33 protein-coding genes, 3 tRNA genes and 2 pseudogenes are annotated in these 21,923 nt (G+C 62.4%); 26 read left to right on the top strand and 12 right to left on the bottom strand.

Translation table 11 applies throughout. The features are described 5' to 3' along the window. Positions 1-173: 173 nt before the first annotated feature. Together NKH42_RS24115 and NKH42_RS24110 are read right to left on the bottom strand one after the other, a co-directional pair. Positions 174-383, bottom strand: coding sequence for a hypothetical protein (locus NKH42_RS24115; protein WP_352974519.1), 210 nt, complete (start codon positions 381-383; stop codon positions 174-176). Beyond that, positions 380-676 carry a helix-turn-helix domain-containing protein gene (locus tag NKH42_RS24110; protein ID WP_352974517.1) on the bottom strand — a complete coding sequence of 99 codons (297 nt, stop codon included), beginning with the start codon at positions 674-676 and terminating at the stop codon, positions 380-382. Before NKH42_RS24110 ends, NKH42_RS24115 begins: the two co-directional genes overlap by 4 nt. A gap of 73 nt (positions 677-749) precedes the next feature. On the opposite strand from NKH42_RS24110, the gene NKH42_RS24105 reads away from it, so the two are divergent. From NKH42_RS24105 to NKH42_RS24015, 19 genes are all read left to right on the top strand, one after another. After that, positions 750-1,136 (top strand): helix-turn-helix domain-containing protein, encoded by a 387-nt coding sequence (locus NKH42_RS24105; protein ID WP_352974515.1) that lies wholly within the window; start codon positions 750-752, stop codon positions 1,134-1,136. Positions 1,137-1,555: 419 nt separating this feature from the next. Next, positions 1,556-1,825 carry a hypothetical protein gene (locus tag NKH42_RS24100; protein WP_352828837.1) on the top strand — a complete coding sequence of 90 codons (270 nt, stop codon included), beginning with the start codon at positions 1,556-1,558 and terminating at the stop codon, positions 1,823-1,825. Positions 1,826-1,940: 115 nt separating this feature from the next. After that, positions 1,941-2,438 carry a hypothetical protein gene (locus NKH42_RS24095; RefSeq protein ID WP_352828839.1) on the top strand — a complete coding sequence of 166 codons (498 nt, stop codon included), beginning with the start codon at positions 1,941-1,943 and terminating at the stop codon, positions 2,436-2,438. Continuing rightward, positions 2,435-2,692, top strand: a complete 258-nt coding sequence (locus NKH42_RS24090) for a hypothetical protein (RefSeq protein ID WP_352828841.1) — start codon at positions 2,435-2,437, stop codon at positions 2,690-2,692. The genes NKH42_RS24095 and NKH42_RS24090 overlap by 4 nt, the downstream gene beginning before the upstream one ends. Continuing rightward, the gene (locus NKH42_RS24085; RefSeq protein ID WP_352859745.1) at positions 2,685-3,203 is read left to right on the top strand and encodes a hypothetical protein; all 519 of its coding nucleotides are present in this window, start codon (positions 2,685-2,687) and stop codon (positions 3,201-3,203) included. Before NKH42_RS24090 ends, NKH42_RS24085 begins: the two co-directional genes overlap by 8 nt. Next, on the top strand, positions 3,200-3,877 hold the full coding sequence (locus tag NKH42_RS24080; protein WP_352828844.1) for a hypothetical protein: 678 nt from the start codon (positions 3,200-3,202) through the stop codon (positions 3,875-3,877). The genes NKH42_RS24085 and NKH42_RS24080 overlap by 4 nt, the downstream gene beginning before the upstream one ends. Next, positions 3,874-4,077 (top strand): hypothetical protein, encoded by a 204-nt coding sequence (locus NKH42_RS24075; protein WP_352974513.1) that lies wholly within the window; start codon positions 3,874-3,876, stop codon positions 4,075-4,077. The genes NKH42_RS24080 and NKH42_RS24075 overlap by 4 nt, the downstream gene beginning before the upstream one ends. Next, entirely contained in the window at positions 4,077-4,328 is a 252-nt protein-coding gene (locus tag NKH42_RS24070) for a hypothetical protein (protein WP_352859741.1), read from the top strand. The genes NKH42_RS24075 and NKH42_RS24070 overlap by 1 nt, the downstream gene beginning before the upstream one ends. Then, the gene (locus NKH42_RS24065) at positions 4,328-4,609 is read left to right on the top strand and encodes a hypothetical protein (RefSeq protein WP_352974511.1); all 282 of its coding nucleotides are present in this window, start codon (positions 4,328-4,330) and stop codon (positions 4,607-4,609) included. Before NKH42_RS24070 ends, NKH42_RS24065 begins: the two co-directional genes overlap by 1 nt. Next, the gene (gene ssb, locus NKH42_RS24060) at positions 4,609-5,088 is read left to right on the top strand and encodes a single-stranded DNA-binding protein (RefSeq protein WP_352974508.1); all 480 of its coding nucleotides are present in this window, start codon (positions 4,609-4,611) and stop codon (positions 5,086-5,088) included. The genes NKH42_RS24065 and ssb overlap by 1 nt, the downstream gene beginning before the upstream one ends. Before the next feature lie 107 nt (positions 5,089-5,195). Continuing rightward, positions 5,196-5,540 (top strand): YfdP family phage-associated protein, encoded by a 345-nt coding sequence (locus tag NKH42_RS24055; RefSeq protein WP_352704999.1) that lies wholly within the window; start codon positions 5,196-5,198, stop codon positions 5,538-5,540. A gap of 34 nt (positions 5,541-5,574) precedes the next feature. Further along, a complete protein-coding gene (locus tag NKH42_RS24050) occupies positions 5,575-6,537 on the top strand; it encodes a DUF2303 family protein (RefSeq protein WP_352705001.1) in 963 nt (320 codons plus the stop codon). Beyond that, positions 6,534-7,676 (top strand): DNA polymerase III subunit beta, encoded by a 1,143-nt coding sequence (gene dnaN, locus NKH42_RS24045; protein ID WP_352974505.1) that lies wholly within the window; start codon positions 6,534-6,536, stop codon positions 7,674-7,676. The genes NKH42_RS24050 and dnaN overlap by 4 nt, the downstream gene beginning before the upstream one ends. Then, positions 7,676-8,836, top strand: coding sequence for a DUF5131 family protein (locus NKH42_RS24040; RefSeq protein ID WP_352974502.1), 1,161 nt, complete (start codon positions 7,676-7,678; stop codon positions 8,834-8,836). The genes dnaN and NKH42_RS24040 overlap by 1 nt, the downstream gene beginning before the upstream one ends. Next, positions 8,833-9,105, top strand: coding sequence for a hypothetical protein (locus NKH42_RS24035; protein WP_352974500.1), 273 nt, complete (start codon positions 8,833-8,835; stop codon positions 9,103-9,105). The genes NKH42_RS24040 and NKH42_RS24035 overlap by 4 nt, the downstream gene beginning before the upstream one ends. Next, positions 9,102-9,563 carry an ASCH domain-containing protein gene (locus NKH42_RS24030; RefSeq protein ID WP_352974497.1) on the top strand — a complete coding sequence of 154 codons (462 nt, stop codon included), beginning with the start codon at positions 9,102-9,104 and terminating at the stop codon, positions 9,561-9,563. The genes NKH42_RS24035 and NKH42_RS24030 overlap by 4 nt, the downstream gene beginning before the upstream one ends. Next, complete coding sequence (locus NKH42_RS24025) at positions 9,560-9,775, top strand: hypothetical protein (RefSeq protein WP_352974495.1); 216 nt, start codon at positions 9,560-9,562, stop codon at positions 9,773-9,775. The genes NKH42_RS24030 and NKH42_RS24025 overlap by 4 nt, the downstream gene beginning before the upstream one ends. Then, a complete protein-coding gene (locus NKH42_RS24020) occupies positions 9,772-10,023 on the top strand; it encodes a hypothetical protein (RefSeq protein WP_352974493.1) in 252 nt (83 codons plus the stop codon). Before NKH42_RS24025 ends, NKH42_RS24020 begins: the two co-directional genes overlap by 4 nt. Further along, complete coding sequence (locus tag NKH42_RS24015; RefSeq protein WP_352974491.1) at positions 10,016-11,230, top strand: integrase; 1,215 nt, start codon at positions 10,016-10,018, stop codon at positions 11,228-11,230. The genes NKH42_RS24020 and NKH42_RS24015 overlap by 8 nt, the downstream gene beginning before the upstream one ends. A 71-nt stretch (positions 11,231-11,301) precedes the next feature. Here NKH42_RS24015 and NKH42_RS24010 read toward each other — a convergent pair. Together NKH42_RS24010 and NKH42_RS24005 are read right to left on the bottom strand one after the other, a co-directional pair. Then, a tRNA-Gly gene (locus NKH42_RS24010) sits at positions 11,302-11,375 on the bottom strand. A gap of 67 nt (positions 11,376-11,442) precedes the next feature. Continuing rightward, positions 11,443-11,527 (bottom strand) — tRNA-Tyr (locus tag NKH42_RS24005). 202 nt (positions 11,528-11,729) lie between these two features. On the opposite strand from NKH42_RS24005, the gene NKH42_RS24000 reads away from it, so the two are divergent. After that, positions 11,730-12,581, top strand: coding sequence for a TrmH family RNA methyltransferase (locus NKH42_RS24000; RefSeq protein WP_352689935.1), 852 nt, complete (start codon positions 11,730-11,732; stop codon positions 12,579-12,581). Between the two features lie 123 nt (positions 12,582-12,704). Here NKH42_RS24000 and NKH42_RS23995 read toward each other — a convergent pair whose 3' ends face one another. The 3 genes from NKH42_RS23995 to gcl are packed head-to-tail and all read right to left on the bottom strand — an operon-like array spanning position 12,705 to position 16,230. Then, positions 12,705-13,637, bottom strand: a complete 933-nt coding sequence (locus NKH42_RS23995; RefSeq protein WP_352689938.1) for a 2-hydroxy-3-oxopropionate reductase — start codon at positions 13,635-13,637, stop codon at positions 12,705-12,707. Then, positions 13,634-14,425 carry a hydroxypyruvate isomerase gene (gene hyi, locus NKH42_RS23990; protein WP_352509818.1) on the bottom strand — a complete coding sequence of 264 codons (792 nt, stop codon included), beginning with the start codon at positions 14,423-14,425 and terminating at the stop codon, positions 13,634-13,636. The genes NKH42_RS23995 and hyi overlap by 4 nt, the downstream gene beginning before the upstream one ends. 23 nt (positions 14,426-14,448) lie before the next feature. Next, on the bottom strand, positions 14,449-16,230 hold the full coding sequence (gene gcl, locus NKH42_RS23985; protein WP_352509819.1) for a glyoxylate carboligase: 1,782 nt from the start codon (positions 16,228-16,230) through the stop codon (positions 14,449-14,451). A gap of 202 nt (positions 16,231-16,432) precedes the next feature. Between gcl and bhcR the strand changes: the two genes are divergently transcribed. Beyond that, positions 16,433-17,290, top strand: a complete 858-nt coding sequence (gene bhcR / locus NKH42_RS23980) for an HTH-type transcriptional regulator BhcR (RefSeq protein WP_352509820.1) — start codon at positions 16,433-16,435, stop codon at positions 17,288-17,290. A gap of 40 nt (positions 17,291-17,330) precedes the next feature. Here bhcR and NKH42_RS23975 read toward each other — a convergent pair whose 3' ends face one another. Both NKH42_RS23975 and NKH42_RS23970 read right to left on the bottom strand, forming a co-directional pair. Then, a complete protein-coding gene (locus NKH42_RS23975) occupies positions 17,331-17,687 on the bottom strand; it encodes a hypothetical protein (protein ID WP_352477490.1) in 357 nt (118 codons plus the stop codon). A gap of 327 nt (positions 17,688-18,014) precedes the next feature. Further along, positions 18,015-18,314 carry a BA14K family protein gene (locus NKH42_RS23970; RefSeq protein ID WP_352509821.1) on the bottom strand — a complete coding sequence of 100 codons (300 nt, stop codon included), beginning with the start codon at positions 18,312-18,314 and terminating at the stop codon, positions 18,015-18,017. Positions 18,315-18,332: 18 nt separating this feature from the next. On the opposite strand from NKH42_RS23970, the gene NKH42_RS23965 reads away from it, so the two are divergent. Then, complete coding sequence (locus tag NKH42_RS23965) at positions 18,333-18,563, top strand: hypothetical protein (RefSeq protein ID WP_352509822.1); 231 nt, start codon at positions 18,333-18,335, stop codon at positions 18,561-18,563. 2 nt (positions 18,564-18,565) lie between these two features. On the opposite strand, the pseudogene NKH42_RS31295 reads toward NKH42_RS23965, so the two are convergent. After that, positions 18,566-18,949, bottom strand: a pseudogene (locus tag NKH42_RS31295) (helix-turn-helix domain-containing protein); the annotation flags it as partial. 234 nt (positions 18,950-19,183) lie between these two features. Here NKH42_RS31295 and NKH42_RS23955 point away from each other — a divergent pair. Next, complete coding sequence (locus NKH42_RS23955; protein WP_352509825.1) at positions 19,184-19,870, top strand: outer membrane protein; 687 nt, start codon at positions 19,184-19,186, stop codon at positions 19,868-19,870. Positions 19,871-20,334: 464 nt separating this feature from the next. Here NKH42_RS23955 and NKH42_RS23950 read toward each other — a convergent pair. Together NKH42_RS23950 and NKH42_RS23945 are read right to left on the bottom strand one after the other, a co-directional pair. Beyond that, positions 20,335-20,484, bottom strand: a pseudogene (locus tag NKH42_RS23950) (transposase domain-containing protein); the annotation flags it as partial. 385 nt (positions 20,485-20,869) lie between these two features. After that, positions 20,870-21,034 (bottom strand): hypothetical protein, encoded by a 165-nt coding sequence (locus NKH42_RS23945; RefSeq protein ID WP_352509826.1) that lies wholly within the window; start codon positions 21,032-21,034, stop codon positions 20,870-20,872. A 155-nt stretch (positions 21,035-21,189) separates the two neighbouring features. Between NKH42_RS23945 and NKH42_RS23940 the strand changes: the two genes are divergently transcribed. The 3 genes from NKH42_RS23940 to NKH42_RS23930 all read left to right on the top strand — a co-directional run bounded on the left by NKH42_RS23940 (position 21,190) and on the right by NKH42_RS23930 (position 21,815). Further along, positions 21,190-21,265: transfer RNA gene (locus NKH42_RS23940), tRNA-Thr, on the top strand. Positions 21,266-21,418: 153 nt separating this feature from the next. Beyond that, complete coding sequence (locus NKH42_RS23935) at positions 21,419-21,658, top strand: hypothetical protein (protein ID WP_352509827.1); 240 nt, start codon at positions 21,419-21,421, stop codon at positions 21,656-21,658. A gap of 31 nt (positions 21,659-21,689) precedes the next feature. Next, positions 21,690-21,815 (top strand): hypothetical protein, encoded by a 126-nt coding sequence (locus NKH42_RS23930; RefSeq protein WP_302894114.1) that lies wholly within the window; start codon positions 21,690-21,692, stop codon positions 21,813-21,815. Positions 21,816-21,923: the final 108 nt, after the last annotated feature.

Here is a 21,923-nt window from a genome sequence, read left to right as displayed (position 1 = left end):
AGGGTCCATCGTCATTGTGGGCGGCGAGCTTTGCTCCTCCGCACGGCTTTCGCCGGGCGTGCCTCAACAGGTGCAGGGGGCCTCGCGAGCCGTACCTGACCGCCCTTCGCTCTCTGGGGGTATTGGTTACAGGGGCAGGACTCGAAGCCACTTCCCTACCCTGACAGAACAGTTCACGCATGGCCGTCTCCCTTCCTCGGAGCCCAGCGCAAAACCCGCTTCGCCTCGTCGCGCAAAAGGCGCGCCAGGAGATCGGCAGGATGTTCGCGGGCAAAGGCGGACAGGAGTTTCAACATGCGCTGCGTCGGCGCCGGCAACTGGCGAATCGGCGCCGCTGGCGGCTGCAGCAAGGTCAGTGAAGGCGAGCAGCGAACGGCGGTCATTCGGCCGCCTCGCTAGAAAGAGGGTGGCCGGTCCCGGCTTGGGGGAATTTCTCGGGACCGGCCGCGACGCCATCAACCACTGGAATGTGGCGAGCAGCATCGGAAAGCGAAGCCTGGAGTTGGCGCAACAGGATCAGCGCCGGCCCCTTGGTCGGCGGCCTCGTCTCCCAGGTGGAGACGGTCGAGCGGTCGACGCCGCAATGGTCGGCGAGCTGCTGCTGCGTCCAGCCGAGCTCGCCTCGCAGGGCGACCACGTCGACAACCGTCTCTAATTCGAACGAATGATCCATCATGACCGATAGTGTGAGAAAGTCACATCAATCTGTCAAGTAGAAACTCACACCAGAAATGTGAAAAAGTCACGCCATGACGGATGTAACCCGAGTAGACCAGCAGGCGGCGCGGCTGCGCCAGGCGCGCGAGATGCGCGGCTTCGACAATGCGAAGGCCGCCGCGAAGCGTTTCGGCTTCAACTACAACACCTACATCCAGCACGAAAGCGGCCGGACCGGCATCACCCGCGCGGTCAAGGACTATGCCCGCGCCTACAGGGTCAGGGAAGCCTGGCTCATCACCGGCGAAGGCTCACCGCAGGATATAGACGGCAGCGACGAGCTGCGCGAGATTTTCATGCGCTTGGCGGCGGCGCCACGGGAGGTCCAGGCCGCCGTGCTGACCTATGCCAGATTCGCGCTGGGCGAGCCGAGCGGCACCGAGAAATCCCGCGAAACCGCGATCACGCCAACATCGTGATCGATAAGCACGCGCCAGTGCCCACCATGGATTTCCTTCATCGCCTCGGCGAGTGATCGCGTGTCCCTGGCAATGCGCTCGGAGATCGTCGCTGCTCTTGATTGAGGCGATGTCGCGATCGCTCGCAATTTGTCCATTGCCTGATCGCCCGCAGCTTCGCGCGATTCGTACTGGATCACTTGTCTCTTCTCCCAAACCGAACGGCAGTGAAGTTAGGAACAATTTCCTCTAGGCTGTCAAATCAGTTTTTTCACGCCGTCCAGTGTCCCATTTCGGTACGCATACAACCATTGCTGAATGATCACCAGATTGTTTCAACCTGTAACGATGCCCTGTGAATAGCGGGGAAACTAGTACCAGTTTTCTACAAAATCTGGAACCATTTCGAACACTTGACCTTTCGGCGATAAGTCGGGGTCATGTCCCGACCGTTACGCCCCAGCTTCCATGTCCGCCTGCCGCCCGAACTCAAAGCACGGCTCGAGGCGGTTCGCGGCGGCAAGAGCCTCAACCGGGAGGTGGTCGACAGGCTGGAGCGGTCGTTCGGAGAGGATCTGGCCTCGCAGTTCGGAGAGGTCATCGCCGCCTACCTTGCGCCGCTCGACGATGAGGAGCGCGCCAAGGTCGTCGATCTGGCGAGCGAACTGGCGGCCGTGCTAATCGCCAAGCCGCGCAAACGGGCCCCATAAAACCCGCATGATTCTCACTCCCGCATTTTGAAGTGTGAGTTTATCACATTTACGCTTGACACTTCGATGTGAGTAATTCACACTTTGCCCATCGCACATTCGGTGGAGCGCTTCAGTGTCATCGCAATCCAAGATCCTCGTCGGTCACAAAACCGCGACAGCCCTTTTGGGCGCCGTCAATGACGAGGATGGTCTTTGCCGCAAGGGAAGGACGCCCGATGACAACCGCGTGGTCGCCCTTGCTGGCAACGCACGCCATCAGGCGAAGGACCATTTGCGGGTCGGTCTCGTGCACACCGGCCCGAATGAGCGCCAGCCCTTCGCTCCACGATTCGTAGTCCAGCCAAACGTAGACCCGTTCCATGCCAGACCGGCCGAGAACGGAAGGATCGTCTGCTCGCCCCTGTCCGGCCCAAGCCGCCACCAGCGTCGCCGCCAGTATCAATGGTCGCATCCTGTCCCCCCGCGCAATCTCGGCGTCATCGAAGGTGAGCGCCTGCAGCGCGCACGAGGCTATCACGAGGATTACTCGCTGGCCAAGAATCTCGCCTCGCTGGCGGCGGTCACAGCGATCCTGTTCTGCGCCGCCGTGATCTTCGGTGCCGTCCGATGAACGTCGGCGAGCATCCTGAGGGTATGTCGGCCGAAAGGCGCGATCTGATCGAGACGCTCGAATGCCTCGGCTACGACACCATGCCCGGCGTTCAACGCGACTGGACCGACTGGCGCGACCGCCTGTCCGACGACCAGCTCGCGACGATCATCACCGGCATCGAGGGCCGGTTCGAAGACCAGGCTGCGCTTGCCCGGCAGGCAGAACTTCATTCCGCAATGGCACGTACCCAGGAGGCCAATTGTTATGCTTAGCCAAGCTGACTTTCGCTCAACGCAGACGCGCCCGATCTTTCCCGAGGATGCCGACGATGCGCATCCGCGCTGCCGCGAAATGGCCGAGGCGATGCGCGATCTGTTTTCGGTCGGCGGCGGCGTCCGGTCCAAGGATCTGATCGGCGCCGGCTTCACTTGGGCCGAGATCGTCGAGTTCAAGGATGCCGCGGCGAAACTCGCTACAGACGCCAGCGTGCGCCATTTGACCAGCCGTCCCGACCTGATGGCGGACATCATCGAGAAGGCGCGCGCGCCTCTGCCGAACCGGCCGCCGCTGCCGCGCGACACCAAGGAGACACAGGCACTGCTCGTGGCTTGGGGCCGCTATTGCACGGCACGCGCCGCCCTTGTGCTCGACCCGTGGTCCGGCCAGCGCGAGCGCTGCCTCAAGGTGCTCTCCGCCTATCTGGACCGGCTGCCGATCTTTCCGGCCAGCCGCCAGACGGTGATCAAGGCGGTCGAACAGGCGCTGCCGCAGGTGTCCCAGTGAAGCAATCGGCCAACCGCATTCCTTCAATTGTCCCGGCCTTCCGGCCTGACGGGTCGGCGTTCAACCTTGTCAGCCCGACCGCCGCCGACATCGACTTCGCCGACATGGCCAATGCGCTGTCGAAGATCGCGCGTTTCAATGGCATCTATCGCTGTGCGGCCTATTCGGTGGCGCAGCATTCGGTGATGGGCGCGGACGCCATCTTCCGCGAGACCGGCGACAGCGTGCTGGCCGGCTATTTCGTCATTCATGACGGCCACGAATATCCGTTCGGCGATGTGACGCGGCCGGCCGTCGACCTGATCCAGTACCAGGTGGCGAAACTCGCCGCCGAGGCCAAGCTCGATCGCCCGGCCTTCATAGAAAAGCTCGTCCATCGCGCGATCGGCGAGGTGAAGCGCTGCATCGATCTCGCCATCTATGAAGCCGCCAGGCTGCCCGACATCAATCGCATGCCGCTCTATGTCCGCCAGGTCAAGGACATGGACGATCGCATGCTGGTCGCCGAAGCCCATGCCCTGTTCGGGCCCAAGGCCGACCAGAAGTGCCTGCCCAAGGTGGCGTCGGCGCCAAGGCTGACCGGAGCGATCGAACCATGGGGCGCGATGAAGGCCGAGATCGCCTTCCTCGACCGGCTTGATCGCTATCTCGGCATTGTGGTGAGGGCGGCATGACCAGCGGCCGCTCCGACCTGATCGACTTGACGCTGGCGCTGCACGCCATAACCGGCAAGGCCGTGCGCGTCTCCGAAACTGGGGACGACGCCAAGGCCGTCTGGGTGCCGGTTTCCGAAATCGAGATGGTCAAGAAGCCGGGCGGCCTCGTCGTCGTCACCATGCCGGAATGGCTGGCGCTGTCGAAGGGCTTCATCTGATGAGCGAGGCCGCGATCCGCCATTGGCACGACACCGTCGAGCGCTTGCGCGCCAATGAGCCGCTGCGCCTGCTGATCGGGGAAAAACTCTATAATTCGAGCGAGATCATGCTCGCCGCGCCGTTCGCCGCCAGCCTGCGCAAGGACCTGATCGCCGACATCGAGGCACAGATCGCCGCGCTGACGCCACCAGACCCGAACGCGCCAGCCGGCCATGCGCTCATCACCCTGCCCGAAGAAAGGACTGCCTAATGGCCTTCTCACTTGGTAAGCCGACCTTGCTGGCGGCGGCGATGTTCGCCTCGGCGGCTGCACTTCAACCGATGCTAGCAATCATGCCGCAATTTTCGGCGCCGGTCGGCCAGCCCGTCAGCCGCAAGAAGCGCAAGCCGATCGCGAAGGGGACCCCGGTCATTTGGAAAGGCTCGGGCGCGAAGAATTACATGTCGCGCCGTAGTAGGCCGGCTGGATGCACGTCGACGCTGAAGAAAACGGCGAAGCTGCTCCGCCTCCAGGCGGCGGGAGGCTACTGATGGCTGGCAGCGTCAACAAGGTCATTCTGATCGGCCACCTCGGCGCCGACCCGGAAATCCGCCGCCTCAACAGCGGCGACAGCGTGGTCAATTTCCGCGTCGCGACATCGGAAAGCTGGCGCGACAAGACTAGCGGTGAGCGCAAGGAAAAGACCGAGTGGCATACGATCGTCGTCTTCAATGAGAACCTCTGCAAGGTCGCCGAGCAATATCTGAAGAAGGGCATGAAGGTCTATGTCGAGGGCCAGCTGGCGACCCGCAAATGGGAGGACCAGGCGGGCGCGGCGCGCTACTCGACCGAGGTCGTGCTGCAAAAGTTCCGCGGCGAAATCCAGATGCTCGACAAATCAGACCATCCCGCCCGCAGCCCCGACGATTACGGCACGCAGCGCGGCGGCTCAAGCCGACAGGAGCGCGGGCCGGACCAGCAGCAATCGCCCGGCCTGCGCGAAGCGCTCGACGACGAAATCCCCTTCTAGCCCGCTACTGCGGGCCGGCGATCGTTCGCCGCCCCGTCCGGAGGCCAGCCTGCCGGCACCTTCGGTTCGGTCACACTCGACGGCAGGCACACGGCCGCGAGGACACCATGAAGAAAATAAGAGACGCGCAGACCATCATCGGCATGCTGGAAGGCGGCGAAGTCGCCGCCGCCATGTCGACCGAGATCACCGAGACGCTGGCCAAGCTTAAGGAGCTCTCCGGCGATCGGCCGAAGACCAAGATCAAGGGCAACGTCACCCTCAAGCTCAATCTCGAGGTCGAGGCCGGCACGGCGACGATCTCGTGCGAGATTGATTCGAAGCGGCCGAAGCCGGCGCGCGGCTCGTCCTTCTACTGGGTGCTGGATGACGGCTCGCTGTCGACCGAACACCCGCAACAGACCGACATGTTCGGCGGCCCGCGCGCGGCATCCGAACGCCAGCAGTCTTGACCCCCAAACCCTCAAACCTGAAGGAAACTTCCCAATGGCCGACAAGACCTCCAACGTTGCAGGCGAAGCGCTGCTTTCGCCCTCGCCCTTCACCGTCGACCTCAACGTCGCGGCATGGCTCGGCGCCAAGGCGGAAGGTGTCGAAATCGCGACGCTGACCAACACCGCCAAGGCTCCCGGCCTGCCCGGTGCTGTCCCGGTCCTGCTCAAGCGCGGCACGGCACCCGGCGTGGAAGGTCTTGAACGCCTGCTCGAACCTTACCGCCAGTTCCCCGCCCGCAAGACCGGCCAGGCGACGGCCCAGACCTTCGAGGCCTTCTGCAACCTGACGCTGCGCCATCTGACCGATCACAGCGCCATCTTCGCCAATATGGACTGGAAGAAGCCGACGCTGACAGCCGTCATCGACTATCATGAGCTTGCCGAAGGCCATGCCAATTTCGGCAAGCACCGCGTGCACTATGCCTTCCCGCTGTCGGAAGAATGGCAGAAATGGGTTGCCGGCGACGGCGTGAAGATGGACCAGGGCGACTTCGCCTGGTTCCTCGAGGATCGCGTCGCCGAATTGTCGTCGCCTACCGAGGAGGAGAAGCTCCAATACGAGCGCGACTTCGCCACCACGATCGCGACGCCGGCGCAACTGGTCGAGCTGTCGCGCGGCCTGCAGGTCAACGTCGAGAGCAAGGTCAAGGCCTCGACCACGCTGCAGAGTGGCGAAGGCCAGATCGCCTGGGAAGAGACGCATAGCGGCGCCGACGGCAAGGCGCTGAAGGTGCCGGGCATCTTCATGCTCAACATCGCGCCGTTCTTCATGGGCGACAAGGTGCGCATTCCGGTCCGGCTGCGCTACCGGCCGGCGGGCGGCAAGGTCACCTGGTTCTATCAGATCTACAGGCCCGACCAGTTCATCACCGAGCACGTCCGCGACGTGCTCGCCGCAGCGCGCGACCAGACGGGCCTGCCGACCTATGAAGGCACGCCGGAGATGTCGGCGTGAAGACGCCCAACACCATCATCACGGCGCGGGAGGCTTTGCTTCCCGCGCTCGGGCTGGTCAACAAGGCCGTCGAGCGACGCACAACCATTCCGGTGCTGGCCAACGTCCTGCTCACCGTCGACGCCGCGGCGGGCACGCTGACCATCACCGGCAGCGACCTGGATTGCGAGCTGCGCGCCACACTCGCCTGCCAGGCCGGCCGGGACGAGGCCTTCACGCTGCCGTCGGCGATCCTGCATGATGCCGTTCGCAAGATGCCGGAGGGCGCCGAGATCGCGCTGCTGGCCGAGAAGGATTTCGCCACGCTGACCGCCGGCCGGTCGCGCTTCAAGATCCAGGTGCTGCCGTCGACAGATTTCCCGACGATGAGCGAAGGCACCTTCAGCCACAGTTTCGACCTGGATGCCGGTCTTTTCGAGCGGATGCTCGACACAGTCTCCTTCGCCATATCGAGCGAGGAGACGCGTTACTACCTCAACGGCATCTATTGGCATGCACCCGAGGAAGGATCGACGCTGAACGCCGTCGCCACCGACGGCCACCGGCTGGCAAAGTTCGCGGCACCTCTGCCGCAGGGCGCCGCCGGGATGCCGGGCATCATCATCCCGCGCCGGACCGTCGGGCTGATCCGCCAGCTGCTCGGCGACAAAGGTGCCGTCAAGGTCAGCCTGTCGGACACGAAGATCCGCGTCGAGACCGGCAAGGCAGCGCTGCTGTCGAAGCTGATCGACGGCAGCTTCCCCGACCACTATGTCAGGGTCATCCCGACCGGCAACCAGAACCATTTCACCGTCGAGCGCGAAACACTGGCCAGCGCCGTCGACCGGGTCGGCACCGTGTCGAGCGGGCGCGGCAGCCCGGTGAAGTTCGCCTTCGAGGCCGGCGGCAACCTGACGCTGACCACCAACAACCCCGACGCCGGCAGCGCCAATGACGAGGTGACGATCGAGCATGGCGAGGGCGACAGCGTCGAGATCGGCTTCAACGGCCGCTACTGCCTCGACCTGCTCAACGCCGCGGAAGGCAAGCGCCTGGTGTTCAGCCTGGGTGAAGCAGGCTCGCCGACGCTGATCCAGCCGGAAACCGCCGACGAGACCGGCCTCAAGCCGCTCTTCGTCCTGATGCCAATGAGGGTTTGATGATGGACGCCAACCGCGAACGCGAGCTACTCGAAGCCAGCAACCGCTACCAGCAGGAGGCGCGCGACGCCCGCGCGGCGCTGAAGGGCGGCTATCAGGACCGGGTGCATTCCTTCATGCTCGCCTGCTTCGGCGAGACGATCGCCGCCGACGGCATGGAACGCAACCACCGCTTCCTCGAGGAATCGCTCGAGCTGGTCCAGGCGCTCGGCTGCACCGCCAGCGAGGCGCATCAACTGGTCGACTATGTCTTCGGCCGTCCGGTCGGCGAGCCGCACCAGGAGACCGGCGGCACGATGGTGACGCTGGCCGCGCTCTGCAACGCCCACAAGATCGACATGGACATTGCCGGCGAGACGGAGCTGACCCGCTGCTGGTCGAAGACCGACAAGATCCGCGCCAAGCAGGCGGCGAAGCCGAAGCACGGGCCGCTGCCGGAGATAGTTCCCGCCGCCCAAGGCAGGTTGCGCGCTGCCGACCATATTGAAGAAGTGTCGCGTCAACTTGACGAGGCGTTAGATACCCTCGCGAAATTCGTCTCAGAGCACGCTATCGAACGCAAGCATCGTCTCGCCGCCGCCGACCACATAGCCTCGCTCGAAGCTGAGCGCGATCGGTGCCATGCCTGTGTGGCGGTGAAGGCAGTCGGCTATCTGTCGAAGAAAGGCTTTGAGTTGATGGCAATGCCGAACCAGGGCGTTCGGGCCATTATCCAGAACACGCAAGACGACGATTTCAACGCGGCGCTCTACCTCGCCCCTGAGGCGGAGGCGCGCGATCCCGCCGGCAACCGCCTGGGTGATATCGATGTCGGACTGCTGCACGAGGGCGGCAAACTCGACTGGATCATCGTCGGCGGCGAGAGCGGCCCGGGCGCGCGGCCGATGCATCCTGCCTGGGCGCGCTCGATCCGCGATCAATGCCAGGCCGCCGGCGTGCCGTTCTTCTTCAAGCAGTGGGGCGCATGGCGCGAGACTGACTGGCAGCTTTGGGCACATCCGCTGCCGGCTGGAACGATAGCGCCAGCTAAACCCTATTGGGTTGGCGCCGGCTACGGCCTCGATCGACCCAGCATGAGTTTGGAACAGGTCGGCAAGAAAGCCGCCGGCCGGCTGCTCGACGGCGTCGAACACTCCCAATTTCCAGAGGTGGCAGCATGACCCCGGCACAGAAGGACCTCGCGCGACACGCGCTCGGTCTGCCGAACAGGCAACGGCGCTCGTACCGAAACCACTTCGTCACAGGCGAAGGCGGCAACGATCATCGCGAATGGATGGCGCTGGTTGAGGCCGGTCACGCATGGCGGCGCGCCGGCTCGGAACTAACCGGTGGTAGCGACCTGTTTCGCCTCACCCGCGCCGGCGCCGAACTCGCGCTGGAAAAGAGGGAAAGCCTCGATCCCAAGGACTTCCCAGCGGTGTCGACATGAAAGCCCTGACCATCTGGCAGCCCTGGGCGACGCTGATCATCGCCGGCGTCAAACCCTACGAGTTTCGCGGCTGGCCGGCGCCAAGGGCGCTGCGCAGCACTCGGATCGCCATCCACGCCGGCGCCCGGCCAGTGAGAAAATCCGAGCTGGCGGATCTGATCCTGCGCCTGCGCTCTGCCGAATCGTGGTCGACGGCGTTGAAGCCGGAAGCGCTGGCCATGCTCGAGCGCTGGCATTCCAATCCGTTCGCCCTGCCTCTCGCCTCGATCCTCGGCACGGCCGTGCTCGGCGAGCCGAAGCGCGCCCATGACATCGTTTCGGAATTCGGCGCAAAGCTGAACGACAGCGATCGCGACGAGCATTCCAACTGGGCTTGGCCGCTGACCGACATCGTGCCGCTCGAGCCGATCCAGCCCGCCAAGGGTTTGCAGGGCTTCTGGGACTGGAGGCCGGATTGACCGCCCTTCCCTACATCTATCGCTGGGACCGCCACGGCCGCAAAGGCCATCCCTGCCGCGTGACCGCACGCAGCCGCGCGGGTACCGCCTCGTTCGCCCTGTCTGGCTTCGGGCTGCCAAAGCCAGCCCGCTTCAACTCGGTCCGGGTCGAATTCGCCGACGGCAGCGCGATGATCACCAGCGGCAACGCCATCCGGAACGCAAAGCCATGAAGCTGGACGAGCGATTCGTACCGCGCTTTATGACCGACCAGGAGCTGCGCGCCTGGTTCGGCCTATCCGAACGCGCGCTCGACCGGCTGCGCGCCACGCGCCATTTTCCGCCCCGCGACCAGCTTGTGAACAAGACCGATCGCCGTTCCGTCGAAGTTTTCTTTGACCGGCGCGCCGGTTTGGACTCTCCTTCCCGTGCAGGCGGCATTCCCGCCGCCGTGGACGGAGAGGAAAATTTTAATGACTGAACAGCGAAAGGACCGGCCGGGCTACAAATACCGGCCGAGGGCGGATGGCAGCCGCGCTCATTACTGGGTGCCGCAGCGGGCCTGCAAGAAGACGCCGAAGGCGCTCGACCCGCGGCCGATCACGGATGAAGCGATCGCCCAAGCCATACTTGAACATCCAGATGTCACAACCGACGACCAGGCCATCTCGAAAATCTGCCGGACCTGGACCGATGAATTGCTTGCCGATCTGGAAGGCCACGGCAAGAGCCCGGAATATGACGGTTCTGTCGCCTCGGCGGTGATGGTCTACAAGACACATCCGCAATCACCCTATCAGGCGTTGAAGCACCCGACGCGCATCCGCGACTATGACCCGTCGCTGAGGCTGATCGTCGACACCGTCGGCAAGCGCCTGGTGCGCAACCTGGTCGGCTCGGATTTTCGCCGCTGGTTCGAGCAATGGGGATCGAAGGGCCGCACGCGCCGTGCGCATGGCGCCATCCGCAAGCTGCGATCGGTCCTGTCCTTCGGCACGACGGAACGCCTGGCTGGCTGCGCCCAGGCGCGCGAGATCCTATCCTTGATGGAATTCGCCACGCCGGACCCGCGCCGCATCAAGATGGAATACAGGCACGCGCTCGCCATCTGCGCCACGGCGATCAAGCTGAAGCGGCCGTCGATCGCGCTGACGCAGGCGCTGCAGTGGGACACGGCGCTGCGCCGCATCCACATCATCGGCGAATGGCTACCCCTGGAAGTGGGCGATGTCGGCGGCATTGTGCGCGGCAATACCAAATGGCGTGGCCTGACGGTGGCCGACATCTCCGCCGAATATGTCCTAACGGTGCCCATCACCGCCAAGAACAAGGCGGCGACCGAGCACGATCTCAGCAAATGCCCATTGGTGCAGATGGTGCTGAGGCGCATCAAGCTGCCAGCCTTCGGGCCGTTGATCGTCTCGGAAGCGACCGGCCTGCCCTACCGGGAAAACTATTATGCCACCGACTGGCGCGAGGTGGCGACCGCGGCGAAGGTGCCGGCAAGCGTCTGGTCGATGGACACCCGCGCTGGCGCGATTTCGGAAGCCGAGATCGCCACCGATCTCGAATCTGCCCGCAAGATGGCCGGCCACACCACCACCAAGACGACGCAAGGCTACGTCCGCAACGGCGACCTCGACAACAACCGCAAGGTAGCCGAGGCGCGAGCCAAACTAAGACAGTGACACGCCAGTGACACGCGTGACACGGCGCACTTTTCAGAAAGCGATTTAATCAATAATTTCAAGTGGATGGCTGGAGCGGGTAGCGGGAATCGAACCCGCATATTCAGCTTGGAAGGCTGCTGCTCTACCACTGAGCTATACCCGCGCCTTTCAGTCAAGCATCGGATCCGCTCCGACGCTCGCGCTGCGTTCTAGGGCTTCCGGGCCGGCAGTGGTGGAGAGGGTTGGATTTGAACCAACGTAGGCATAGCCAACGGATTTACAGTCCGTCCCCTTTAACCACTCGGGCACCTCTCCAGTCTGCCGCCGGAGCCATGCAACGAGGCATCGACGCGTCGCGGCCGCCAAAGCAGCCTTTCCGCGCAGCGCCTTATGGCGGGAGCGTCCAAAACTGTCAACCGCAACAGCCCGGCAAAAAGCGCTGAATTTCACACCTCGCCCGACAAGCAGCTTGTGCGGCTGTATCCATGACCGGACGACACGGCTATAGAAGCCGGCCATGAGCAACGATAACAAATCCAAGACCCCTAAAGACACCCACTACGCCAAGCTGCGCCGCGCGCATCGCGACGAGAAGAGCGGCGGCGCGCCAGCGTTCAGGCCGCGCCAGCCGGTGCCGCCCGGCGAGAACCCGGCGGATGGGCTGGTGCGGCTCTACGGGCTGCACACGGTGCGGGCCGCACTCGACAATCCGCGCCGCAAAATCAAGAAGATGCTGGTGACGCGCAACGCTGCCGAGCGACTGGCAATCGCCGATCTCGGCGCTTTGCCCTTCAAGGCGGAACTGGTCGAACCAAGGGACATCGACAAGGTCACCGGCTCCGATGCCGTGCACCAGGGCGTGCTGATCGAGGCCGAGCCGCTGAAACCGAAACGCCTCGATGCGCTCGGCGACACCAGGCTGGTGCTGGTGCTCGACCAGATCACCGATCCGCACAATGTCGGCGCGATCCTGCGCTCGGCGGTCGCCTTCGGCGCCGGCGCACTGATCACCACGGCGCGCCACAGCCCGCAGGAATCCGGCGTGCTGGCAAAGTCGGCTTCCGGCGCGCTCGAACACATCGATCAGATCGAGGTGAAGAACCTCGCCGATGCGCTGGAGCAGCTGCACGAGGCCGGATTCCAGACGATCGGCCTGGATTCAGACGGGCCGGCGGAGCTCGAAACGAGCTTTGCCGGAGAAAAGATCGCGTTGGTACTTGGCGCCGAGGGCAAAGGCCTGCGCCAGAAAACGCGCGAGACGGTGACGACGCTGGCCCGGCTCGACATGCCCGGCGCCATCCGCTCGCTCAACGTGTCGAATGCCGCGGCGGTGGCGCTTTATGCGGCGAGGAAATTTTTGAAAGAGTGAATGGTGAATGGTGAATGGTGAATGGTGAATGGTGAATGGTGAGACTGTGCGTAAGTCGTGACCAATTTACTACCAACTACTCACCTATCTGCAACTGACTACCTATTCACTATTCACTATTCACTATTCACCCACTTCACATCCCGCCATTCGCTCCAGCGCCTTGACCAGCGCCGAATGATCCTCCTTTGACCCGCCATTCGCCGCGCACGAGTTGAACAATTGCTGCGTCGTTGAAGTGTTGGGCAGGGCGACGCCGAGCGCTTTCGCGCCTTCAAGGGCGAGATTCAGGTCCTTCTGGTGGAGTTCGATGCGGAAGCCGGGCGCGAAAGTGCGCTTGATCATACGCTCGCCATGCACTTCCAGGATGCGCGAGTTTGCGAGCCCGCCCAGCAGCGCCTGCCTGACCTTGGCCGGGTCGGCGCCGGCTTTCGATGCAAAAACCAGCGCTTCGGCGACGGCCTCGATGGTCAGCGCGACGACGATCTGATTGGCGACCTTGGTGATCTGGCCGACGCCGTTGGGTCCGACCAAAGTGATGTTCTTGCCTATCTTCTCGAAGATAGGCCTGGCGCGTTCGAAGGCTGTTTCCTCGCCGCCGACCATGATGGTCAGCGACGCCGCCTTGGCGCCGACCTCGCCGCCCGACACCGGCGCATCGAGATAGTCGCAGCCGACATCGTTGATCTTTTTTGCGAATTCCTTGGTCTCGATCGGCGAGATCGAGCTCATGTCGATGATCAGCTTGCCTCTTGTCAGCCCGGACGCGACGCCGTTTTCGCCGAACAGCACATCGGCCACCTGCGGCGTGTCGGGAACCATGGTGATGACAATGTCCGCCGTTTTCGCGACGGCGCTGTGGCCAGAGACGGTCTTCAGACCCTTGGCGACGAGATCGGCCGGCGGCTTCGAGCGATGATTGCTGGCGACGACGGTGTAGCCCGCATCGAGCAGATGCCCCGCCATCGGCGCACCCATGATGCCGAGGCCGATAAAGCCGATGGTGTCCATTGTTGTTCTCCGCTTCTTGTTAAGGCGGCGATGCGTAGCGTCTATGCCGCCGCCTGCCCGGCCAACTCCCGAAACCACCCCAGTCCGGCTTCCGTTCCGCCCTTCGGCTTGTATTCCGCCCCAACCCAACCGGAATAGCCGATGCGGTCGATGTGGCTGTACAGGAAGGGAAAATTGATCTCGCCCGTCCCCGGCTCATGACGGCCGGGATTGTCCGCAAGCTGGATATGCGCGATGCGGTCGAGGTTTGCCTCGATGGTACGGGCGAGATCCCCCTCCATGATCTGCATGTGATAGATGTCGTATTGCAGGAACAGGTTCTTCGAGCCGACGCGGTCGATCAGCGCCAGGGCCTGATCCGAGTAATTCAGGAAGAAGCCCGGAATGTCGCGGGTGTTGATCGGCTCGATCAGCAGCCTGATGCCGGCCTGCTCCAGCTTTTCCGCCGCGAAAGCCAGGTTTTCGGCAAACACGTCTTCCAGCACGGAGCGATCGACGCCCTGCGGCGCGATGCCGGCGAGGCAATTGACCTGCTCGCAGCCGAGCGCGTGCGCATAGGTGACGACCTTGGCAATGCCTTGCCGGAACTCCGGGATGCGGTCCGGCAGGATCGCAATGCCGCGCTCGCCCTTGGCCCAGTCGCCGGCAGGCAGGTTGAACAGGACCTGCGTCAACCCGTTCTTCTTCAACCTGGCCGCGACGACATCCGGCGCATGGTCATAGGGACCGATATACTCGACGCCCTTGAAGCCCGCGCGGGCAGCGGCATCGAAGCGGTCGAGAAAGTCATGCTCGCCAAAGAGCATCGAAAGATTGGCTGAAAACCGTGGCATGGCAGTAGTTCCTCATATGCGGCTTAATCGAGCATGACGATCGCCGTGGGGGCATCTTCATGGCGCTCGGCAAGCTCCTCGAATTCGGTGATCTTGTCGATTTCGGTGCCCATTGAAACATTGGTGACGCGCTCGAGGATGAATTCGAGCACCACCGGAACCTGGTGCTGGTTCATCAGGCGCTTTGCCTCTTCGAAGGCACCGGCGAATTCCTCCGGCCTGCGCACCCGGACTGCCTTGCAGCCCATCGCCTCGGCAACCGCGACGTGATCGACGCCATAGCCAGCTTCGGCATCGCCCTGTCGATTGACGTTCTCGAAGGCCAGGCTGACTTCGAAATCCATCGAAAACCCGCGCTGCGCCTGGCGGATCAGCCCGAGATAGGCGTTGTTCACCACGACATGGATGTAGGGCAATCTGTGCTGTGCGCCGGCCGCCAGTTCCTCGATCATGAACTGGAAATCATAGTCGCCGGACAATGCCACAATTGTGCGGTCCGGATCGGCGGCGCGAACGCCGAGCGCTGCCGGCAATGTCCAGCCGAGCGGTCCGGCCTGGCCGCAATTGATCCAGTTGCGCGGCTTGTAGACATGCAGGAATTGCGCCCCGGCGATCTGCGACAGGCCGATCGTGGTGACATAGGTGGTGTCGCGGCCGAACGCCTTGTTCATCTCCTCGTAGACGCGCTGCGGCTTCAGCGGCACCTGGTCGAAGTGGGTCTTGCGCTTCATCGTCTTCTTGCGCTGCCGGCATTCGCCGGCCCAGCCCGACCAGTCGCGCAATTTTCCGGCCGTCCTCCACTCGGTGGCGACGTCGAGCAGCATCTTAAGCGCTGCACCGGCATCCGAGACGACGCCAAGGTCCGGTGCGAAGACGCGGCCGATCTGCGTCGGCTCGATATCGACGTGGATGAACTTCTTGCCCTTGGTGTAGACATCGACCGAACCGGTGTGGCGGTTGGCCCAGCGGTTGCCGATGCCGAAAACGAGATCGGCCTCGAGCATCGTCGCATTGCCGTAGCGATGCGAGGTCTGCAGTCCGCACATGCCGGCCATCAGGCGGTGGTCGTCGGGGATCGCGCCCCAGCCCATCAGCGTCGGAATGACAGGCACACCAGTGACTTCGGCGAATTCTATCAACAGGTCCGACGCATCGGCGTTGATAATGCCGCCGCCAGCGACGATCACGGGCTTTTCCGCCGCGTCGAGCATCTTCAGCGCCTTCTCCGCCTGAGCGCGCGACATTGCCGGCTTGAACGGCACCAGCGGCTCGTAGGCATCGATGTCGAACTCGATCTCCGCCAGTTGCACATCGACCGGCAGGTCGACCAGCACCGGCCCCGGCCGCGACGAGCGCATCAGATGGAACGCCTTCTGCAGCGCCATCGGCACCAGATAAGGTTCCATGACGGTGACCGCCCATTTGGCCACGGGTGCGGCGATGGCCGCGATATCGACGGCCTGAAAATCCTCCTTGTTGAGACGCGCCCGCGGCGCCTGCCCGGTGATGCAGAGGATGGGGATAGAATCGGCGGCGGCCGAATAGAGGCCGGTGATCATGTCGGTGCCGGCCGGACCCGAAGTGCCGATGCACAGACCGATATTGCCCGATCTGGCGCGGGTAAACCCTTCCGCCATATGCGAGGCCGCCTCGACGTGCCGCGCAAGGATGTGGCGGATGGTGCCCCTCGCCTTCAGCGCCGAATAGAGCGGGTTGATCGCAGCACCCGGCACGCCGAAGGCACACGAGATGCCTTCCTTTTCGAGAACGAGAACCGCTGCGTCGACTGCGCGCATCTTGGCCATGTCAGCCTCCACGGAATTGTTGATGGCTGATGATGCCAGTGCGTCGATTATTTTTCAATTTTTTCAGAATATTTTTTCATTTCTAGGGAACGGCTCTTGCTGCTTGAATTGATTGGCCTTTCTGTTTTCCATAAATTAGCTTCGCCGGCGGATGAAAAACTTTTTCATTGCTTGTTGGGCGAACAGAGCGGAGAATGGCCTGATGGAAACCACCGAAAAACGTCAGCGCGGCCGGCCGCGCGCTTTCAACGGGCCGTCCGAGGCCGCCTCGGTGCAGTCGCTGGACCGGGCGCTGCGCATCCTGGCAATCGTCGCCGATGGCAGCGGCCTGTCGTTGAGCGAGATCGCCGCCGGTTCCGGCCTGCCGGCATCCACCGCCTACCGCATGCTGACGACGCTGGAGAACCATGGCATGGTCGAGTTCGAAGGCACCGACCAGCTGTGGTCGATCGGCGTCGAGACCTATCGCATGGGCGCAGCGTTCCTGCGCCGCCGCAAGCTGGTCGACCGCGCCCGTATCGTCATGCAGGAATTGATGGAGAAGACCGGCGAGACCGCCAATCTCGGCGTCGCCGAGGACGATTGCGTGGTCTTCGTCAGCCAGGTCGAGACGCACCAGGCGATCCGCGCCTTCTTCCGGCCGGGCACGCGAAGTTCCTTTCATGCCTCGGGCATCGGCAAGGCGGTGCTGGCGCATCTCGAGCCGGAGCGCGTTGCCACCATACTGCGCCAGGCCGGGCTGGAGCGCTTCACCGAAAACACGTTGTCCGACATCTCGGCGCTCGCCCGCGATCTGGTGACGATCAAGCTGCGCGGCTGGTCGGTCGATGACGAGGAGCGGCATCCAGGTATGCGCTGTGTCGCCGCCGCCATCTTCAACGAATTCGGCGAACCGATCGGCGGCGTCTCGGTCTCCGGGCCGACGGTACGGGTCACACCGGAGCGGCTGGCCGAAATCGGCCCGCTGGTGCGCGATGCAGCAGCGCAGGTGACTAGGATGATCGGCGGCCTGCCGACCCCTCCCGGCCTTGGCAGCGAACCGAGCGCATGGCAGCGCTGACCAGCGCCGAATGGTGCGACATCTGCCAGGATGGCCAGAGCTAGCCCCCGGGCACCGCGCTCTTGGTCGACAGGTCGTAGAAATCAAGCAGCATCGCCAGCCCAACTCCGCAGGCGGTGAAGATGAGGCCGGCAATGAAGATACGATTGGCGCGTTCATAAACGCGCCGTTGTAGAGACGTTATGTCGAGCAGCAACCGCAGCGCTCGTATCTGCAGGGCAATGCCGATCAAAATCGGCACGACGGCAGCCAGGTGATAGATTTCCCATGGTATCGGGTTGGCGGCCCAATGCGTGATGAAGCCCAGCGAGAACGCCAGCAGGATGCCGACGGTGGTGATTGTGCCGTTGCGGAAAACCGTCTCGATCGGCTCTTCGTTCGGATCGTGCTCGCCCAAGCGCCCTCTCTCCCTGTTTCGGCTCGGCAGTAGATTAGGCTGTCGGGAAATCCCTGTACATCGGCAAGAGTGTTGGTGAATGCTGAAGCGGCATCCGATCTCGCCTTAAGCGATGTTCGACAGGACAGAGAGGCTGACGGAGCGCGACTTTATTCCAGCTTGGGTTCCTCGCCCCACGGAGGTGGGGAGAGGAACCCAGGTCCTAAGAGGTCGGAGGAACAACCCCTCTGCCCTGCCACTCAGACACGCAGAAAAAGGGGCAGTGGGGGTGCCCCTTCTTCCGGTTGCCTGAAACGGTCGCCTCCTCTCAAGCTGGCATAGTGGCTCTCAAAGCCGGCAGCGATGGCGATAACCGTCGTAGCCGATATAGGTGTCCGAGTACGGGTCGTAGCTCTGGTAGCGATTGAGGCAGCGCCGGACGTGCCACGAGCCGCCGTCTTCCTCGATATAGACGGTGCGCGGCTGGGCCAGCGCACTGCCGAACAGGAAGCCGCCGACGCCTGCGGCAATACCGATGCCGAGGTGCTTGTGGTTTTGATGGGCGGCCGAAGGCTGACGGGTGCCGAGCAGTGTGCTGGCGGCGACGGCGGTGGCGATGACGCCGGAAACGAGTGTGCGTGTGAACATGACGATCTCCTTGCTTCGTTGACCGAGGCGATCCATCCGCCTCTTGATGATCTGTCGTCGCGGCAAGGACAAAGGTTCGAATCTTTTTTTCGATTTTCTTGGAGCGGCTTGGTTCGCCTGGGCCGAATTCGTGCTGGCGGCGAGTTCGACCTGCAAGAGATTGGCGAGGACGTTGGCTATGGCCAATCTCCCCCTTTGCGGTACGAGCGTTCACTCGTCGGGCTCATTGTCTTTGCGGTCGCCGCGTAGCTCGAAAGCGGTGTCCCCGTCGCCCTGTTGCGTCGCCGTTTGCGGTGCTCGAATAGGCGATGGCAGTCGAGAACCACATGCACCGTCGAGATCGGTGGTCTGTGCACATCGGGATACAGCCGCGCCAACCGCTCGCGTATCTTCGGTGCACCCCATGTCGGCTTGTCCTGCTTCGGTCGCACAATCAGCTTCTCGATTTGAAACGGAAGCTAATTGGCGTGGCGATACGGTCGCCGCGAGCGGTCCGTCAGCCCCTCCAGGCCACTGTCGTTGTAGCGCGTGAGGATCTTGTAGCCGGTCTTGCGCGAGATATCGAACTCCCGGCAAAGCACCGCCATCTTCTCGCCGTCCAGCAGCCGGGCGATGAACTTCAGCCGCTCTTCCATGACGTTACACTACTTCCAGGCACCTTGCTCTCCTTGCAAAGGGCCGAAAATGTAACCCATGTCTCCGGAACGAACTGTCACCCACTCTCGGGAAGGGCACCGCAGCAGAGGACGCACACGTCAACGGAACGGTCGAACCAAGCCATCTTTCTCCGGTTGCTGTGGCGCAACTGTCACAGCATAAAATGCGATGCTGCTGATTGTTCATCACAATAATAATTTAAGAGGGGTTTTATGCGGGCGATCATTTTTACGGCGGCGAGTTTTGTGGCTGCACTCACTACTTCCGCATTTTCGGCGGATGCCGTGATGGAAGAGCCGGTAGCCACTTCTTTCAACTGGACGGGGGCCTATATTGGTCTGGAAGCCGGATATAGTTGGGCGAAATCAAAGGCTGATTATACCGCCTTTTTGGCGATTGATGCTCCGATGGACCCGAAGGGCTTCGTTGGCGGCATCTACGGAGGTTACAACTTCCAGTTACGCAATAGCGTGGTGCTCGGCATCGAAGGCGACATCAACTACGCGGATGTTCACGGGTCAACCCCAACCCTCGAGGGGGGCGTTCCGATTGCTGGCCAGAGCTTCGATGGGAAAGTTGACTGGACGGCGTCAATACGGGGTCGTGTCGGCTATAGTATCAATAGGTTTCTGCCCTACGTTACTGCGGGCGGTGCATTTGCTCACTATGATGTCGGGAACACTGCCGGCGGGGTAACAGAACATGCCTTCGACAGAACTTTGAGCGGGTGGACAGTAGGCGTCGGCGCGGATTATGCATTTACCGACAACCTTATCGGCCGTGTGGAATATCGCTACGCCGATTTCGGGACGAAGAGCGCTGGAGCCGTTCTCTTTGAGAACTACGACGTGGATCTGAAGACTAACGACCTTCGGATTGGCCTAGCCTATAAGTTCTGAATCAGATTCCTTCTTCTGTGGTTCGTTCGGCCCGTGGCGCGGACTTTTTGCGCCACAAGCACTCTCTTGGCAATGCAGATTTGGCAGGCTTCGTCAGCATAACGAATCACACGGTATCCCGTCGCTGCCCCGATTGGGCCTGCCGCCCCAAGGGCGTTCTCAAGATACCACCGTGCTTCGCCGCAAGAGGTGATTTGCGAACACGTTAACCGCGGCGACAGGATCAAGCCTGCGCGAGCACCGTCGGCCAGATGATCATTAGCGAGAATTGGCTTCGGTGCTCGGCACGACGCTTCGCATTTCGATTGTGTACCCCCCGCGCAATGACGAGCCACTCACGGACAAACGTGACAGTGCCGTCACCAAAACCGATCACCAATTGCCTCATAGTCCCTGTCTCACGCCTTTCGCATATCGCCCGCTTCCTTTGACATGACCAAACCTGGTGAGAAGCGGTGTTCACAGGCCACGGCCTTTAGCTCGGTCGCCTGGATGTAGGCCCAAGGCAGCAGGTCATCGATCTGCCTGTTCGGATGGCCGTTGACGATCCTGGTAAGTACGTCGGCGAGATAGTCGAGGGGCTCGACGCCATTGAGTGGTTTCGACTCCGCGATGATCCGTGCCTCGTCATCCACCGACCAATGACGCCGACCGCCGGCACCGTTGATCACCTCGAAACGCCGAGGCTGCCGCTCCGGGTCAAGCGTAAGGTCAAGTCGCAAAAGGGCGGCCGAAGCGGCCCTCTTGGGAAATTGGGGGCCTCCATCAGAGGAAAATGACCCCTTGCCGTGCCTATGGCGAGGAGTGCGCTTGAACATGATGATCTCCTGGATCTTTTGATCGAGGCGACCCATTCGCCTCTGACCCTCAGTCGGTGCGGCGCGGGAAAGGTGGAGATCAGAAGGAGCGAATAGCGAATAGCGAGCAGGGAAAGCCAGGAACGCCACGTACCACTCGCTACGTTGCTATTCGCTATTCACTATTCGCTACTCGCTCTTTTCACATCCCCGTGACATGGCGCAGCCAGAAGGCGAGCGCGATGAAGCCGATGATGGTGGTGACGCCGGTCCAGTCGACATTGGCCTTCTTCACATCTCTGATGATCTTCACCAGCAGCATCCAGGCCACGAAGATGATCGGGAGAATGATGACAAATCTGATCATGCGGCACCCCTGCTCGAAGCGATTGCACCGTTTCCATATGTAGGAAGCAATCAGGCGCTTTTCAGGATGCCCCTCGCCGACGGCCCATGTGACATGCCGGGCAAAACGGAGTTTTGTCTTTACTGGCGCAGCAAATATGTTAACCGGAGCGCCGTGCCCTTGTAGCTCAGCTGGTAGAGCAGCGGTTTTGTAAACCGAAGGTCGGCGGTTCGATCCCGTCCGGGGGCACCAGCACGGGCTTCTTGAGACCTCCGGGGCGCTTGATATCTGCTCATCCCCGATATCCACAGGCCGGGGCCGTCAGGATCGGTAGCACATCAGCTTCAACGCATATATTCCCTGGCGGAAACCATAGTTCCCTAGCGGAAAACCTAGGAGTTGTCGTTGGAGCAGAAACGCACGACCGCCCCCTTCGTCAGCGGCATGTTTGGTGGCGTTGTCGTCTTCGCCTTGGCGTTCGGCTTCCGTTTCCTGGTAAGTCCCGATCCTGATCCTGCATCAAGAGCAACCACAAGCCTTTCGGTACTGGCATTCGCCATTTGCTTCGGCGCGGCATTCCTTCGCGAGCATCGACGCCAGATTGCCGCCGCCAGAGAATTCTTAAGCCGCCCAAGATCGTATTAGGCTGAGGACTCATAAGCGAAGCGACGATCTGATGATCGCCAAAGCCATGCTCGACAAGAAGGCGCCGCTGGCACTTTCATCGGTATTGACGGGCTTTGGCGCCAGCGGCCTGGCGGAGAAACTCTACGAACATTTCAATATGCCGCAAAGGCGATAGTGAAGGCAGCTTGGAGGCAACGCCTCGCGCGGGCGAGGACAATCGCCAGCGCCGAATGTCGGAATTGGGCGCCAGCTCGGCGCATTTCATGGCGCCTCCCTCACGCCC

Origin of the sequence: Mesorhizobium sp. M1142 (genome assembly GCF_040318565.1) — a bacterium.
Classification (GTDB): Bacteria; Pseudomonadota; Alphaproteobacteria; order Rhizobiales; family Rhizobiaceae; genus Mesorhizobium.
This window is presented reverse-complemented; position numbering and strand designations above follow the sequence as displayed.